Raw genomic sequence first — 16,459 nt, forward strand, 5'->3', positions numbered from 1 at the left:
CCTTGGGTTACGACAGCACCGAAGAAACCAGCAGCTGGGTGTAAGGATGGTGCGGATCGTCCAGCACCCGATCGGTCAGGCCGCTCTCCACCACTTCGCCCTGTTTCATCACCAGCAGGCGGTGGGCCAGCAGCCGCGCCACGCCGAGATCGTGGGTGACGATCACCGCCGCCAGCTGCATCTCCACCACCAGGTTACGCAGCAGATCGAGCAGGCGCGCCTGCACCGATACGTCCAGCCCGCCGGTCGGCTCGTCCATAAACACCAGCTTGGGGTGGGTGACCAGATTGCGGGCGATCTGCAGCCGCTGCTGCATGCCGCCGGAGAAGGTGGTCGGCAGATCGTCGAGGCGCGACAGCGGGATTTCGACGTCTTCCAGCCACTGGCCGGCCTGACGGCGAATGTCGCCATAGTGGCGCTGGCCGATGGCCATCAGCCGCTCGCCGATGTTGCCGCCGGCGGAGACCTGCGGCCGCAGCCCGTCGAGCGGGTGCTGGTGCACCACGCCCCAGTCGGTGCGCAGCAGGCGGCGGCGATCGCTCTCCGCCATGGCATACAGATCGTGTTCCTGGTCCGCCTGCGAGCGGTAAAGGATCTGCCCGCGCTGCGGCGCCAGCCGCGCGGAGATCGACTTCAGCAGCGTGGTTTTGCCGGAGCCGGATTCGCCGACGATGCCCAGCACTTCACCGGGGTAGATATCGAACGACACGTCGCTGAAGCCCTTGCCGGGGGCGTACAGGTGGGTGAGCCGGTTCACCGACAGCAGCGGGGTGGTGCTCAAAGGGGTGGAAGTCATCAGTGCTGCGCCTCTTGCGAAGATTGCGCCAGCTGCTGCCGGCAGTAGTCGGTGTCCGAACAGACGAACATGCGGTTGCCCCGATCGTCGAGCACCACCTCGTCGAGATAGCTGTGGCGCGAACCGCACAGCGCGCAGGGTTCGTCCCACTGCTGCACGCTGAACGGGTGGTCGTCGAAGTCCAGGCTCTCCACTTTGGTGAACGGCGGCAGGGCGTAGATGCGTTTCTCGCGCCCGGCGCCGAACAGCTGCAGCGCCGGCATCATGTGCATTTTTGGGTTGTCGAATTTCGGGATCGGCGACGGATCCATCACGTAGCGATCGTTGACCTTTACCGGGTAGGCGTAGGTGGTGGCGATATGGCCGTAGCGCGCGATGTCTTCATACAGCTTCACCTGCATCACGCCGTACTCCTCCAGTGCGTGCATCTTGCGGGTCTCGGTTTCGCGCGGTTCGATAAAGCGCAGCGGCTCCGGGATCGGTACCTGATAGATCAGGATCTGGTCTTCGCGCAGCGCGGTTTCCGGAATGCGGTGACGGGTCTGGATCAGCGTGGCCTCCGGCGTGCGTTCGGTGGTTTCCACCCCGGCGACGCGCTGGAAGAAGCGGCGGATCGACACCGCATTGGTGGTGTCGTCGGCCCCCTGGTCTATCACCTTCAGCACGTCGGCGCGGCCGATGACGCTGGCGGTGAGCTGAATGCCGCCGGTGCCCCAGCCGTAGGGCATCGGCATCTCGCGGCCGCCGAACGGCACCTGGTAGCCGGGGATCGCCACCGCCTTCAGGATGGCGCGGCGGATCATGCGCTTGGTCTGTTCGTCCAGATAACCGAGGTTATAGCCGGTCAATACTTCACTCATCGCGGGCCTCCTGACGCTCGCTGTATTCCTGCCGCAGCCGCTTGAGCAGTTCCAGTTCAGCCTGGAAGTCGACGTAGTGCGGCAGCTTGAGGTGGGAGACGAAGCCGGCGGCCTCGACGTTGTCGGCGTGGGCCAGCACGAACTCTTCGTCCTGCGCCGGGCCGGCGACGCCTTCGCCGTAGTCCGGGCTCTGCAATGCGCGATCCACCAACGCCATCGCCATCGCCTTGCGTTCGGCGCGGCCGAACACCAACCCGTAACCGCGGGTGAAGTGCGGCGGGTGGTCCTTGGGATCGACGAAGCCGTTGACCATTTCGCACTCGGTCAGCAGGATTTCGCCGATATCGATGGCGAAACCGAGCTCTTCAGGCACGATCTCCACCGAAACGTGGCCGGTGCGGATCTCGCCGGCGAACGGGTGGTTGCGGCCGTAGCCGCGCTGGGTGGCGTAACCGAGCGCCAGCAGAAAACCTTCGTCGCCGCGCACCAGCTGCTGCAGGCGCGCCGAGCGCGAGCAGGGGTAGACCGGCGGGTTGCGGGTGATGTCGTCCGGCGCGCTGCCGTCGTCCTGTTCCTCCCGCGCCAGCTGCTGGCGACACAACAGATCGAACACGTGGCTGCAGTTATCCGGCAGCGGTTCGTCGGCCTGCGGCGCACGCGGCGCCTCGCCTTCCGCCAGCAGCGCGAAATCCAGCAGCCGGTGGGTGTAGTCATAGGTCGGGCCCAGCACCTGCCCGCCGGGCAAGTCCTTGTAAACCGCCGAGATGCGCCGCTCCAGCCGCATGTTTTCGCTGGCCAGCGGCTCGCTGACCGCCAGGCGCGGCAGGGTGGTGCGATAGGCGCGCAGCAGGAAGATCGCCTCCACCAGATCGCCGCTGGCCTGTTTGATGGCCAGCGCCGCCAGCTCGCGATCGTAGATGCCGCCTTCGGTCATCACCCGATCCACCGCCAGCCCCAGCTGCTGTTCGATTTGTTCCGCGCCGATCGCCGGCAGCGCCTCGTCGCCGCGCCGCAGCTGTTCCTGCAGCTGATGGGCGGCCTCAATGGCTTTTTCGCCCCCTTTTACCGCTACGTACATCAGTACACCTCCACGCGGGTGGTCCGCGGGATCGCCAGCAGGCGATCGCCGCAGGTCAGCAAGACATCCAGCCCCAGCGGGAAGCGCTGCGGGCGGTTGACCAGGTAATCCAGCAGCGCCGGCGGCAGGCGCGGCGCAATCAGGCGTTGATTCTCGATGCCGGGGCCGGTCAGGCGCAGCGCGGCGCCGTTCTCCAGCTCGGCGAGCTGCACCACCACCGTGGCGCCGCATTCCGGCGAGATTTCAGTGCCGTGCGGCAACGCCTGCAGATCGGCGGCCTGCACGTGCTCATCGAACAGGGCAAAACAGACCTCCTGCGCCGTGGCGGCCAGCGGCGCGCCGCTGTGAAAACGAATGTTTGTTAGCACTTGCTCACTTTTAAGCGCAGCGCACAGCTGCAGCGGCGTTTCCTGATCGGCCAGCGTCAGCAGCGCGGCGGTGCTGGCGGCGTTCAGCGGCGTCCAGGCCGGGCCGTTCGGCAGCGTCACCCGGTGGCCCGGTTCGCTCAAGGCTTTAAGAATCAAACGGAAAGCGTGCTGCGATTGGTCTATCGGTTGCTCAAAACCGGTTAATAAACTCATGGCTTAATCCCCTCGCACCAGCGTAAAGAAGTCCACCCGGCTGGCGGCGATCGCCCGGGCGCGCAGCTGGCGCTGTTCGTGCTGCAGCGCGGCCAGCGGCGCGATCAGCTGTTGTTGCAGGCGTTCGCCGTGTTCCGGCTGTTGCAGCAGCGCATCGGCCAGCGCGCACAGCTCGGCGTGCGCCTTGTCGCGCCCGGCGATATAGCTGTAGCCGTAGCCGCCGTTGTCCAGCTGCACCACCGCGCGGGTGACCGTCATGTCCCCCAGCACGAAGCGGCGGCCGGTAGCGCCCATGCGCCCCTGCAGCTGGGCCAGGCCGATCTCCGGCGCGCGGATGCTGCGGTAACCCGGGCTGAGGTTCAGCGCCTGCCAGTGGCTGCGCAGCTGCTCGGGCCGGCTGTGCGCCAGCACCGACATCCAGCGTTGTCTCGACTCTAAGGCGTGCATTCAGTGCTCCATCGTCAGTTCAATCATGTCGGCGCGGGCCAGGCTGACGGAGTATTCCGCCACGTCTTCGCCGCCGCTGCGGACGTTAAGGGTGCGCACGCACAGCAGCGGCGCGTGGGTGGCGATCTCCAGCAGCCGGCTCTCTTTGGCCTGCGCGCGGCGCGCGCTGATGCGCGTCTGGCGGCGGGTCAGCGGCTGCTGGAGGTGCTGTTCGATAAACTGGTGCAGCGAACCGCTGTGAAACTGCTGCAGCGCCGGCCACCACTCCAGATCGGGCAGATAGTGGTCGATCACGCTCATCGGCACACCGTTGACCCGGCGCAGGGTGCGCAGGTGGATCACCATTTCGCCTTCTTCACGCGAGAGTGCGCTGGCGACATGCCCATTGCACGGGCGCAAGACAGCGAGTAAGCGCTCACTGGTGGGGTGGCTGCCCTGCTCGAACAGGTTCTGGCTGAAGCGGGTATTGGCGTGCAGCGGGTAGTCATAAGGCCGCATCAGCACCAGAATGCCGACGCCGTGGCGGCGCTGCAGCCAGCCGCGCTCCACCAGCTGATCCACCGCGCGGCGCAGGGTGTGGCGATTGACCTGATAGCGCTCGGCCAACTGCTGCTCCGAAGGCAGGTAGTCGCCGCAGCGGTACTGCGTGCGCAGCTCCTGTTCCAGCTGTGCGGCGATCTGCTGATAGCGGGTGGGGTAAGTGGTCGGATGTCTAGATAACTCCATCATAATAAAAACCTCGTCATGCCGATGGCGGTGCGATGAAGGTGGAAGCGGTGCGTTTCATCGGGCGTCTACCCTGTGGTCTTCACGTCGGCATCATGGTGCCGGGCGCAGATGACAATCGCGTTACGCGTCGGTGGCGAACAGATGAACTATTTAGGACAGCCCGGGCGTGCACGGGCGGCGGCGGCGCGCTATGCTGGCGCCATTGTTGACTGACTCTGGCCGCTACCATGCCGCAATCTCTGAATGCCCCTGAACATGCCCCACGCGCCTGGCCGCTGTGGAAACCGATCCTGTTTCTGCTGGTGGTGGCCGTCGGCCTCTACTACGTGAAATGGCAGCCGTACTACGGCAAGGCCTTCGTGGCGGCGGACAGCCACTCGATCGGCAAATCGATCCTGGCCGACGGCGCCGCGAGCCCCTGGCTGGCGGCCTGGCAATATGCGCTGGTCTACTTCACCGCGGTATGGAAGGCGGCGCTGCTCGGGGTGCTGTTAGGTTCGCTGGTGCAGGTGCTGATCCCGCGTGACTGGCTGGCGCGCACGCTCGGCCACCGGCGTTTTTCCGGCACCGTGCTGGGGGCGCTGATCGCGCTGCCGGGCATGATGTGCACCTGCTGCGCCGCGCCGGTTGCCGCCGGCATGCGCCGCCAGTCGGTGTCCAGCGGCGCCGCGCTGGCCTTTTGGCTCGCCAACCCGGTATTGAACCCGGCGACGCTGGTATTTATGGGATTTGTGCTCGGTTGGCCGTTCGCCGCCATCCGTCTGGTGGCGGGCGTGGTGATGGTGCTGGGCATCGCCTGGCTGGTGCAGCGCGTGACCGCCAACGATCCGCAGCCCGCCGCGCCGCAGCCGCCGGTGATGACGGCGCAGAACGACGAGCAGCCGTTCCTCGCCCGCTGGGGCAAAGCGCTGTGGGCGCTGTTTTGGTCGACCATCCCGATCTACGTGCTGGCGGTGCTGGCGCTGGGCGCGGCGCGGGTCTGGCTGTTCCCGCACGCCGACGGCGCCGTCGACAACAGCCTGCTGTGGATCATCGCGCTGGCGATCGTTGGTTGCCTGTTCGTTATCCCCACCGCGGCGGAAATCCCGATCGTACAGACCATGATGCTGGCGGGCATGGGCGCAGGCCCGGCGCTCGCGCTGCTGATGACCCTGCCGGCGGTCAGCCTGCCTTCGTTGCTGATGCTCAACAAAGCCTTCTCCGCCCGCGCGCTGTGCCTGACGGCGGTGCTGGTGGCGCTGTGCGGCGCACTGACCGGCGTGGTGGGGATGGGGTTGGTGTGACTGATTCGTGACTTGACGCTATCTCAAGGGAGGAGATGGAAATGAAACAGCGGAATAAACCTGAAATGGACCTAGAGGCGATGTTCTTGGAGCAAGCGTTGCATGAGAGGGTGGATGCCGCCTTTGCACGCTTAAGAAACGGCACCGCGGTTTACCTCAGCCATTCGGAGGCAGGAAAACGAATGGCTTTATTTAAAGCGAAAATTCGGGGGCGTTATCGAGGATGATGTTGAGCTGTGCTAGCTCACAGCTGGACTTACAGTGTCTAAGGTCGCTGTTGGTCGGCTTTGAGTGAGGAGCGGACGATTTGACTGCAATTGAGATGCCTGAAAACACTAATATTAAAGTGTCATTAAGCTCCCTATGCGTAGTCATCATTACTCAAACCGCTGTTCACTTTTACGATCTTCCTGTTGTTCGAGATTCCTTTGACGCTCAATCATAAGCATCAATTTCTCGTGTATTTTTTTTGCAACGCTTGAAATGTCGTCCCGCTCGTGTTCAATGAGTTCACTGAAAGCGTCAGCCCGTGTCTTCCATGTGTTTGCAAGGCTGCCACTCCAGCTTGTGGGACTCGTTAATTCTGCAAAAGACTCAAGTACCAAGGAAGGTTCAGGTGCTGCCCCCAGGAATTTGACAGCATTTTCATGTAAGACCATCCTGCTTGTGTCAGGAATTCTTACCCAGAGTTCTAACCCCTGCGGCACAAATGTCCATATACTCGGATCGTCATTGCTGGAGCACCAGTCAATCAAGGTTTCGATGTCAACGCCTGAAAGCAACGGAGTAGTATCCCCAATCCTTCCACGCATAAAGAACAACCGCATACTCCTTTGGTCCTCAGAATCTGCAAACAGACGGGAGAGAAACGCTTCAGGTATAAGTGCCACCGTTGTCTCTATGGTTTTACGATACTCGTTCATATAGCCGTAATGTTTATCAATTGCTGAAAAGACAGTATCCAGCCACTGATTTTTGAGCAATTCATTGTCGTCTAACTGCAATGCCGCCGCCACGACCGACTCCATAAAGACATCTGCAAGACTGCCCCGAGCGTCAGACTCTCTCTGTAAAACCTGAATGGCTGCCCTGAAACCGATTTGAAGAAGTTCCGGCCCAGGCATATACTCTGCCGCTTTTTTGCCGTGTAACCTCATCCCTAGTCCATTCAGAATCACTTCAGCACCGTTTTCTTTGGCTAACAACTGTTCGGCCAGTTCGAGCACTTGGGGTACTGGCAATTGAAGGTATTTTTTTTGCCAAAAAATGGCGTCAAACATAACTATACGAGTATCTTGTTTATTCAGAAGCGACATGCATCGGTTGAGGTCCGTTTCTGTAAAATCTCGCTGGGGATGCAAATTAACCAGAACTCGACAGAGTGAAGGATGCACAGCGCAGTGCTCCAGCAATTCATGGGCTAGCGCTTCATTAATACGATCAACACCTTCGATAAAGCCTATAATTACCGGAAAATCTTTGTTTTCTGTAGAATCCTGTTCTAGTTCTTTTATAAGCAATTGCCAGATTTCACGAGGGCTTGCAGTTCCCTCAGCAAGCCCCTGCCCGAATGCGTTCCGGTAAGGCATCCACTCAGAAGAGAATAGATTTGGTCTCAGATCAGAAAGACAAAGTGTTGAAGCGGCAAATTCACGCCCTAGTTGCTCTGCTCTGGCCATCAGTCGCTCCTCTGCTTCAGCGTATTGGTCCTTGTCATTTCGATGAAAGTCGTCATCAAGCACCCAGTTGTAGCGGCCTTTACTCAGGACATAAAGCCGGATACAGGAAAGCAAATCATTTGGTCTGAGCTCCCTTTCCAGAGCATCAAGCGTTTCCAGCAGCACGGGCGAGACCTGAGGATCCTTCCGCATAAAGTACAGTTTTGTCCGAATCGCCTTCCACCCCTCTCCCCAGGGAAGACGGGAATGCAGTGTACGTGTGGCATCAACCAGGACTGAGCCCATCCTCTTGTCACACCACAGGCCACTTAGTGAATTTGCTAGAATAGTTCGTGCACCGCTGGCAAGACGTATATCACCAGCATTCCCGATGCGAACAGCAATCGCGATGAACGCGCGCCGCCACGTCATTAACGCCTCATAGTCTGGCTCTGCACCATAATCCCTCGGTCGGGCACCAAACTCACAGATACCCGAACCTGTCCACGTCGGACCGCTAAGTCCGGCAGAAAGCATTTTCAGCCCCAGTGCGCGACGCTGTGATAAACCTGAAGTAAGACACTGCTCCAGAAGCGCTATTCGCTGCTCCAGTGAAGCATGTGTGCCTGACAGATAGGGCTGACAGAACAAGGTGAGTTTGTCCCGTGCATTATTCTGACCAGGCTTATCCGTTTCGTGATCCGCGATTTGCAGCAGAAGGCTGGCGCACCGGTCAAAGTATGAAGACTCCCAGGCCAGTGCCTGCAAAAGGTCGAGGATAGTGCCCCAGCTCGGATCGTAATGTCTTTTCTGGCCTTTAAAGTCTGTAGCCCGAAGATCCTTGTCAATCCGGTTAAGCAGAACGTCAGGCACCACCGGCGCAATGTACACCAGCATACGAGCGGGTAAGTCTTCTAACGCTAGCAAGTTACTCAGCAACGCTCCCGGCTGAAGCCATGCAGCCGCAATATCCTTTGCCACAGGATGATCGTGTAAAAGGCCCAGCCGATGAGCAAACGACATAAGCAGACGCTCCCGTCCCGGCACTTCAAAGATTGAACGAAGAAACGCCACCGGAAAGCTGTCCAGAGCGGAGGCGGCCAGCCTGTTCGCGATAGCATGGGGTAAGATGGCTCGCCAGTGCGACCTGGCCTGAAGAATATGGCGATCGGCCAGTTTTTTGAGCGTCCGGTACAGCTGGTTGTGTGAATAGCCCGCGAGCGTACCTAGGTTCTCCAGTTCATTGTCGCCTGTTTCAGAGAAGTTAATCGAAAACGAGTAGACCAGCGAAAGTAGCTCGGCCTGCTCCCGTAATCCCTCGTCCGGTTCATGACGTTGTTCAAAAAGTCTGTTGAAGAGCTGTGCATCAGACAGAACGGCCAGCGATTCCCCTTCCTCCACTCTCTCGGCGATAGCCAGCGAGACTCTGGCATTCCCGTCAGCGAACTGAGCGATTCGACGGGCGTTCAATTGTCCAATACCGGGGAAACGCCGTAGCAGAAGCTTTTCTGCCACTTCCGGTCCTATCGCCTCGATGTGGATCACCTCCGTGGTCTGAGGTTTATCCTCCCGAATATCATACTCAACGGTAATTAGCTTGATCCTGCCCCCCACAGAGGTAACTCTCGCCGCGAGGGAGGCATGTAGTTCAGACGGGCAGTTATCAAGAACCATAATTGCGTTACGCTGGTCAGCGATGAGGCGTTCCAGCATAGCTGCAGCCGAAGGGCTCGGATCGTCACCGGTATCGGCATATACCGCCAGGGTTCGGTCCAGGGCATCGGCTCCTACGGATTCATCAAACAAGGCCTGAACAATCCTCGTTTTACCCACGCCCGATAAACCAGTAATACGCACGGCTTTCCGAGTTGTCCGGATAAGCTGGCGTATCGGCCCGATGGCATCCTTAATATTTAGGGGGTGCCCTTTTTCTGACGGAAGTGAGATCGTGATACCGGACGCGAAAATCAGGGTATCTTCCGCCCCCTCTGGGGGGCAACTCCATGCTCCATATGGCTGCCAGCCGGAATATCCCCGCCCCAGTATTCTGTTTACCCACAGCATTACTGACGGATACTGCCGTATCCACTGAGCCAACTTTGCGCGATCATAGAAAGCCAGATGAAGAGTTGGGTGAGGGGGATCATACCTGACGGCCTCATGCATCGCCTTGACGCGTTCGGCAAGCATAGAGGGGGAACAGTCTTCATCCAGACTGACAATGATATAGCTTCCCCCCTTTGTAGCCTGGCCGGATATCATGGGTGAAAGGACGCCAGAAGGAGCCATCTCTCGCAGAATATCGGCCCTCCGCATCTTGTGTTTTTTGGCCTGGAAGACGGTATCCGGTCGTTCAATATACCCGGTGTTGAGCTGTTCAACCGGTACCTGCACGTGGACATCAATTCCACCATCAGGTGCGTTGATCGATCCCGACCAGCGCACCCGTGCCGGGCTATGACCGCAGGCTGCCACTTCGGCTTCTGCAAGACGAGCAATTAACTCTTCCAAAAGAGTATCTGAGAGTCCGAGTAATTCATCTTTATCGAGATCGAAGATCGCCACGGCATAGTCCTGACAGGAAATTGAAATTTTTCACAACCAATGTCCAGCATATTAAGCAATTAGAAGCAGATTGTCCTGTGATTAGCTCCCAATATTCTATATACAGGAAGATTAGCAATGTCCGCTCTTGGCACGGAGCTAACGGAGCTGAAGCTCTGCTTTAGCGAAAGCGGAAGTTGGCGGGACATGAGTATCTACCTCAAGGTATTCATCCAAAGGCATTATGCTCAGGTTATACACGTATGATTCTTCGACTATCTATTCCCTCAACGAGGTGTCAACTATTGCTGAGTAAAATCAGTTTACCTGGACATTTTTCAGCAGTATTATTTTCGCGTAATGTTGCTTATTTCTGAGTTTATGCATTAAAAACCTAGCATTACAGGAAATGATATTATAATTACTTTTGCAAGGCGCTAATTCTATCAAGCTCGCATGTTATTAAAAAATGCAAATGGATTACCTACTATGAAAAGAGAAAAATCTATATTCACTAACTCTAGACTTTATCCTCAGGCATATGAAGCACATGAGTCTTTCTTAAAATACCTTTTACTTACCGTAGAAAATCCTTACAGGTTTCTTTTTAAGAAAAATGAAGAGAAGATAATCATTGAAAACATTCAAAACTTGAATGAAATGATTGAAGGAATTGACAGAAAATGTACTAGAATTAGTCTTGAACTTGAGTCATATAGTACTATCCCAAAACTTATCGAGATTATATCAAAATATTATTATTCTACAACTTACAGCCACTTGGATTTGCCATACTTAGGAATGGGAGCCAAATCTGCGTTATGTCGTTCATATGGCAATATAAGTACTGGGACAGGTTCCGCTAATATTAAGGTGTTTCAGTTTATTGAATATTGCATGCTTAAAGAAAGTCTAATCGGCTTAAAAAATCTTATCATCATCTCCCCTGGAGAAACAATAGAATTAACTTGTAATGGCATGCTATTATCTGATAGGTTAAGAGCGATTGCTATTGACCTATCAAGTGTTAACGAGTCAGATCATAAAGGTTTACGACTTGGAAAGTATGGTGCTGATTTGTTCCTGAATAGAAACTCAGATTTTTTACGAAGTGTAATTGATGTTATTAATAAAAGAAATAATTTAATTCCTGATATTTTTAAGCATACACCTTTTGAATACATTCCATTTAATGTTGAAACCAGAGATTTTTGGATAAAGAGTTATTTATACTTAAAACTATTAGTTTTTATAACTTCAGTAAGGCAATCAGTTGCAGACTCAGATTATACAGGGGTGGTTATTTTAAATGACTGCGTCATGCTATTAAATGAACTAACTATGCCACTCATTGAAAAGGACTTGCAAAGATTAAATATGACATTCTTTTGGCAAAGGCTGTGGTTCAAAAAAAGAATTGGCAACTGGAATAGTAATATGATCAATGAAAGACCTATAGTTAGGATTGATAATAACTCTAAAGGGTTGTATGCTACATCTGTAACTTTAATTTATGATTCATTTAATTGGTTTTTGGAGTCATCCATTTTAAACTACTCAGAAAAATCGGCAGGTATAAATTTACCTCAGGAGGTTTTCCAAAATGCAGTATCAAATAAATTTGAAGAAGATGTGATTTCATTTTTAAAAGAATATGGCTTTAGGGCTGGCAAAGTTAGTGAAAATGCCACATGGTTTGTTGAAACACCAACTAAGCTCATAAACATCAATAATGAAAAAATCCCTGGCGAGATTGATTGTTTAGCAGTCAAAGATAAAAGTGTATTATTAATTGAATGCAAGGTGCTTACAGATGGGGTCGATGAAAATAAAATCCGTAATTTATCGAATAAGCTTAATAATGATGATCAAGAATTATTTTTCTATAAGCAAGAATGTAAATTCAATTGGTTAATGAACACGATTGAATTTAGAAATGACTATGAGATTAAAAAAATAGTCCTTCTTGATAAAAAACATTTAGCGAAATTAAGTGACATTCATATAGTATTAACGTTTGACGAGCTCAAAGAAATAGTTAGCAAGCAAGATTCCGTGATGTAATTGAGTGCCTGTATCCTCAAGTATATTCAATTCAACTACTCCACTGCAGGAACACTTTACTTCCTGCTTTTCTGCTCTTTTGTAATGTTAAGATGTCTTGCCTGACGGATGTCAATTCATCACTGCATTATTATATGGGTATAAACTAAGATAGTCACTCCATTATCTGCGGAAAATGACTTTTATTGTGAATGGGTATAAGATTAATTTTTTAACGGTAAATATCCAATATATAAAATGCCAGCGTTCCCTGTTCAGAGATTTTTTCCAACTGCACCAGAGCCACGAATCTGACTTTGCCACCAATTGAAAAACGTCCGCTTCTGGCACAAAGCCGCCTATCAGGTTTAGCTCTGTGCCGTAGCCGTATCATGCCGACTTTGTATTAACGCACATCGAGACACGAGCTATCAACTCATCGCAACCTATGCACCACCTGGTTGCTGCTGCCGCGCCAAATCAGCGCCGGGTCTTTCAAATCCTGCACGAACTTGCCATCGATCAGTACATTGATCCTGTCCACCACCTGCATTTGCTGTGCGTCCAGCTCCGCCAGCCGGTAGCCGGTCCACAGCCAGATATCCTTACCGGGGCATTCGGCGCGTACCCGTTTCACCAGTTGCAAGATGCTCGGCACGTTGGCCGGGTGCAGCGGATCGCCGCCGGAGAGCGACAGCCCCTGGCGCGGCACGCGGGTATCGTTCAGATCGGCGATGATGCGCTCTTCCAACTCCGGGGTAAACGGCTGGCCGGAGTTGAGCCGCCAGGTGCTTTTGTTGTAGCAGCCGGGGCACTGGTGCACGCAACCGGCGACAAACAGCGTGCAGCGGGTGCCGGGGCCGTTGACCACGTCGATTGGGTAATACTGGTGATAATTCATGTGAGGCCTGCCCATCAGGCTATTTTACTGGCCATTTTGCCTCCGGGCAGTGCTCCCAATCCTCACGTACTGCGTGTACGCTGCGGTTGGTGCGCGCTGGCCGAAGGCAAACCGGCTGCGACAATCACGCCTGATGAACAGGCTTCTGCCTAGGCTGCACGGCGCTTTTCAGCCGAGCTGCCCGTTGCCGAGGTGTTTCACCCGGCGTTTCACCTCTTCCTGCTTGCCGGCGTTGAACGGCCGGGCATCGGGGCTGCCGAGATAGCCGCACACCCGGCGGGTGACCGAGACCTTGGCCGAGTCGTGGTTGCCGCATTTCGGGCAGGTGAAGCCTTTGCTGGTGCAGGAGAATTCACCGGTGAAGCCGCATTCGTAGCACTCGTCGATCGGCGTGTTGGTGCCGTAGTAAGGCACCCGGGTGTAGCTGTAGTCCCACACGTCTTCCAGCGCCTTCAGGTTGTGCTGCAGGTTCGGGTATTCGCCGTAGCAGATGAAGCCGCCGCTGGCCAACGGCGGGTAGGGCGCTTCGAAGTCCAGCTTGTCGTACGGATTGACCTTCTTCTCCACGTCGAGGTGGAAGCTGTTGGTGTAATAGCCCTTGTCGGTGACGCCCAGCACCACGCCGAAATCGGCGGTGTCCAGCCGGCAGAAGCGATCACACAGGTTCTCGCTCGGCGTGCTGTAGAGGCTGAAGCCGTAGCCGGTCTCGTCTTTCCAGGCGTCGACGGCGGCGCGCAGCCGCGCGACGATCGCCACCGCTTTGGCGCGCAGCGCCTCGTCGTCATACACGTGGTTTTTGCCGCCAAACAGCGCGTTGATGGTCTCGTGCAGGCCGATGTAGCCCAGCGAAATCGAGGCGCGGCCATTCTTGAAGATATCCGCAATGTTATCGTCGGCCTTGAGCCGCACGCCACAGGCGCCTTCCATGTACAAGATTGGCGCCACCCGCGCCTTGATGCCTTCCAGCCGGGCGATGCGCGTCATCAGGGCCTTTTTCGCCAGCTGCAGGCGCTGTTCCAGCAGCGCCCAGAAGCGCGACTCGTCGCCCATCGCCTCCAGCGCGATGCGCGGCAGGTTGAGGCTGATGACGCCGATGTTGTTGCGGCCGTCGTGCACCAGCTCGCCGTCCTGCTCGTAGGTGCCGAGGAAGCTGCGGCAGCCCATCGGTGTTTTGAACGAGCCGGTGACTTTAACCACCTGATCGTAATTGAGGATGTCCGGGTACATGCGCTTGCTGGCGCACTCCAGCGCCAGCTGCTTGATGTCGTAGTTCGGGTCGCCGTACTGGTGGTTGAGGCCGTCGCGGATGGCGAACACCAGTTTGGGGAACACGGCGGTCTTACGGTTTTTGCCCAGCCCGGCGATGCGGTTTTTCAATATCGAGCGCTGGATCAGGCGCGATTCCCAGCTGGTGCCAAGGCCGAAGCCGAAGGTGACGAACGGCGTCTGGCCGTTGGCGGTGTGCAGGGTGTTGACCTCGTACTCCAGCGACTGGAAGGCGTCGTAACACTCTTTCTCGGTGCGCGCCATGGCATAGCCTTTGGCGTCCGGGATCTGCCACTCTTCCGCCACCTGCAGGTGTTTGCGGAAGCTCTCGTCGACGAACGGCGCCAGAATTTCATCGATGCGGTTGATGGTGGTGCCGCCATAGATATGGCTGGCGACCTGAGCGATGATCTGCGCGGTCACGGCGGTGGCGGTGGAGATCGACTTCGGCGGCTCAATCTCGGCGTTGCCCATCTTGAAGCCGTTGGTCAGCATGCCTTTCAGATCGATCAGCATGCAGTTGAACATCGGGAAGAACGGCGAGTAGTCGAGATCGTGGTAGTGAATTTCGCCGCGTTCATGGGCCAGCACCACGTCGCGCGGCAGGATGTGCTGCTTGGCGTAGTGTTTGGCGACGATGCCCGCCAGCAGGTCGCGCTGGGTGGGGATCACCTTGCTGTCCTTGTTGGCGTTTTCGTTCAGCAGCGCGCGGTTGCTTTGCTCGACCAGGCCGCGAATTTCCTGATTCAGGCGGCCGCGCAGCTCGCGCGCCACGTCGCGATCGTGGCGGTATTCGATATAGGCGCGCGCCAGCTGTTTGTATTCGCCGGCCATCAGTTGGTTTTCCACCGCCTGCTGGATCTCGTGGATATCGACGCGCGGCTGCTGCTCCATGCGCTGAGCGACCACGCGGGCGACGGTGGCGCAGTAGTCGGCATCGACCACGCCCACCGCCAGCGCGGCGCGCTCGATGGCCTGCGCAATGCGCGCTTCGTCAAAAGGTACCTGGCAACCGTCCCGCTTAATCACTACTGGTTTCACGTTGTACTCCTTGTTCCCCGAGGGAGCGTTCATACCCGCCTGGCGTGGCGAGCAACCGTCAAATTTCGCTTATCCACAGGGCAAAGCCGCAGCGCGCAAGGGCTGTGGCGGCGTGTGGATGATTTTGTGGATAACTACTATATATAGGTGTTCGCAATTCTTAATGCACTATATATAGATATCGGCGCGATTCTTTTGATGTAGAACAAGGAAAACGGAAGAGCGTGCGCAAGCTGAACAGTCGTCAATCGCCCGCCGGCCGATCGCGAAAATGTTCCAGCAGAAAATCGACCCAGACGCGCACCCGCGGCGGCAGATCCGCCGAAGCGTAATAGAGCCACAGCTGCACCGGGCGCGGCCAGCATTCCGCCAGCACCGGCCGCAGCGTGCCCTGCTCGAAGTGTTTCTCGACGTACCAGCGCGCCAGGTTGACGATGCCCAGCCCGGCCAGCGCCGCATCCAGCAGCATTTCCGGGCGGCTGGCCACCAGCCGGCCGTTCAGATCCAGCGCCAGCGTTTCGCCCTGATGGCGCAGCTGCCATTTGACGTGGCGGCCGTTGGCCGGGTTGCGGTGCAGCAGGCAGTCGTGCCGCAGCAGATCGTGCGGCGTTTGCGGTTCACCGCGCCGCGCCAGATAGTCGGGCGACGCCGCCAGCACCATGTGCATCGGGTAGAGCGGGCGGGCCACCAGCCGGCTGTCGGGATCGACCCGGCTGCCGATGCCGACGTCGAAACCTTCGCCCACCAGATTCACCACCCGGGCATCCAGCGACAGATCGAGATCGATCTGCGGATAGCGCGCCAGAAATTGCGGGATCAACGGCATCAGCATCCGGCGGCCGAAGCCGGGGATCATCGTGACGCGCACCACGCCGGCAGGCGCCTGCCGTTCGCCGCCGGCGCTTTCCAGCGTCGCCGCCAATGCCTGCCACAGCGGCGCTACCTGCGCCAGCAGCGCTTTGCCCTCGTCGGTCAGCAGCACGTTGTGGGTGTTGCGCTGAAACAGCCGCAGCGCCAGCTTCTCTTCCAGCGCGCGGATGTTTTTGCTGACCGCCGCCGGCGTCACGCCCAGCTGGCGAGCGGCGGCGGAGAAATTTTGCGCCTGCGCGGCGGCGAGGAAGGCCGGCAACAGGCGATGCACGTCAAAGGGCAGCGACATAGTGGTTGATACTTTCAGTTGAAATTGAAGTGACCTCTAACAGCCTACACCCGCCGCGGCGGAAATGGAAAAA

Annotated in this window: 13 protein-coding genes; 3 read left to right on the forward strand and 10 right to left on the reverse strand. The window is 56.7% G+C overall.

Annotated features, from left to right (window positions below):
• Positions 1 to 7 precede the first annotated feature (7 nt).
• Genes phnK through phnF form a run of 6 tightly spaced genes read right to left on the reverse strand, consistent with a single transcriptional unit; the run spans position 8 to position 4,491 of the window.
• Positions 8 to 796 (reverse strand): phosphonate C-P lyase system protein PhnK, encoded by a 789-nt coding sequence (gene phnK / locus ITX55_RS06295; protein ID WP_223084907.1) that lies wholly within the window; start codon positions 794 to 796, stop codon positions 8 to 10.
• Positions 796 to 1,656: an alpha-D-ribose 1-methylphosphonate 5-phosphate C-P-lyase PhnJ gene (locus ITX55_RS06300; RefSeq protein ID WP_004933420.1), complete on the reverse strand. Its 861-nt coding sequence runs from the start codon at positions 1,654 to 1,656 to the stop codon at positions 796 to 798. Before ITX55_RS06300 ends, phnK begins: the two co-directional genes overlap by 1 nt.
• On the reverse strand, positions 1,649 to 2,734 hold the full coding sequence (locus ITX55_RS06305; protein ID WP_021504231.1) for a carbon-phosphorus lyase complex subunit PhnI: 1,086 nt from the start codon (positions 2,732 to 2,734) through the stop codon (positions 1,649 to 1,651). Before ITX55_RS06305 ends, ITX55_RS06300 begins: the two co-directional genes overlap by 8 nt.
• The gene (gene phnH / locus ITX55_RS06310) at positions 2,734 to 3,315 is read right to left on the reverse strand and encodes a phosphonate C-P lyase system protein PhnH (RefSeq protein ID WP_223084909.1); all 582 of its coding nucleotides are present in this window, start codon (positions 3,313 to 3,315) and stop codon (positions 2,734 to 2,736) included. The genes ITX55_RS06305 and phnH overlap by 1 nt, the downstream gene beginning before the upstream one ends.
• A 3-nt stretch (positions 3,316 to 3,318) precedes the next feature.
• On the reverse strand, positions 3,319 to 3,762 hold the full coding sequence (gene phnG / locus ITX55_RS06315) for a phosphonate C-P lyase system protein PhnG (protein WP_016929298.1): 444 nt from the start codon (positions 3,760 to 3,762) through the stop codon (positions 3,319 to 3,321).
• Entirely contained in the window at positions 3,763 to 4,491 is a 729-nt protein-coding gene (gene phnF / locus ITX55_RS06320) for a phosphonate metabolism transcriptional regulator PhnF (protein ID WP_047025109.1), read from the reverse strand. It abuts the gene before it with no gap.
• 227 nt (positions 4,492 to 4,718) lie between these two features.
• On the opposite strand from phnF, the gene ITX55_RS06325 reads away from it, so the two are divergent.
• Both ITX55_RS06325 and ITX55_RS06330 read left to right on the forward strand, forming a co-directional pair.
• On the forward strand, positions 4,719 to 5,774 hold the full coding sequence (locus ITX55_RS06325; protein WP_223084911.1) for a permease: 1,056 nt from the start codon (positions 4,719 to 4,721) through the stop codon (positions 5,772 to 5,774).
• 35 nt (positions 5,775 to 5,809) lie between these two features.
• Positions 5,810 to 6,001 carry a hypothetical protein gene (locus ITX55_RS06330; protein ID WP_255612268.1) on the forward strand — a complete coding sequence of 64 codons (192 nt, stop codon included), beginning with the start codon at positions 5,810 to 5,812 and terminating at the stop codon, positions 5,999 to 6,001.
• A 150-nt stretch (positions 6,002 to 6,151) separates the two neighbouring features.
• Here the strand turns inward: ITX55_RS06330 and ITX55_RS06335 are convergent, their stop codons facing one another.
• Entirely contained in the window at positions 6,152 to 9,997 is a 3,846-nt protein-coding gene (locus tag ITX55_RS06335) for a hypothetical protein (protein ID WP_223084913.1), read from the reverse strand.
• Positions 9,998 to 10,465: 468 nt separating this feature from the next.
• On the opposite strand from ITX55_RS06335, the gene ITX55_RS06340 reads away from it, so the two are divergent.
• Entirely contained in the window at positions 10,466 to 12,040 is a 1,575-nt protein-coding gene (locus ITX55_RS06340) for a hypothetical protein (RefSeq protein WP_223084915.1), read from the forward strand.
• Between the two features lie 415 nt (positions 12,041 to 12,455).
• On the opposite strand, the gene nrdG is transcribed toward ITX55_RS06340, so the two are convergent.
• From nrdG to ITX55_RS06355, 3 genes are all read right to left on the reverse strand, one after another.
• The gene (gene nrdG / locus ITX55_RS06345; RefSeq protein ID WP_223084917.1) at positions 12,456 to 12,920 is read right to left on the reverse strand and encodes an anaerobic ribonucleoside-triphosphate reductase-activating protein; all 465 of its coding nucleotides are present in this window, start codon (positions 12,918 to 12,920) and stop codon (positions 12,456 to 12,458) included.
• Positions 12,921 to 13,088: 168 nt separating this feature from the next.
• The gene (nrdD, locus tag ITX55_RS06350; RefSeq protein WP_223084919.1) at positions 13,089 to 15,227 is read right to left on the reverse strand and encodes an anaerobic ribonucleoside-triphosphate reductase; all 2,139 of its coding nucleotides are present in this window, start codon (positions 15,225 to 15,227) and stop codon (positions 13,089 to 13,091) included.
• 244 nt (positions 15,228 to 15,471) lie between these two features.
• Positions 15,472 to 16,386 (reverse strand): LysR family transcriptional regulator, encoded by a 915-nt coding sequence (locus ITX55_RS06355; RefSeq protein ID WP_033651455.1) that lies wholly within the window; start codon positions 16,384 to 16,386, stop codon positions 15,472 to 15,474.
• Positions 16,387 to 16,459: the final 73 nt, after the last annotated feature.

This window comes from Serratia sp. EWG9, assembly GCF_019913725.1.
GTDB lineage: Bacteria > Pseudomonadota > Gammaproteobacteria > Enterobacterales > Enterobacteriaceae > Serratia > Serratia ureilytica.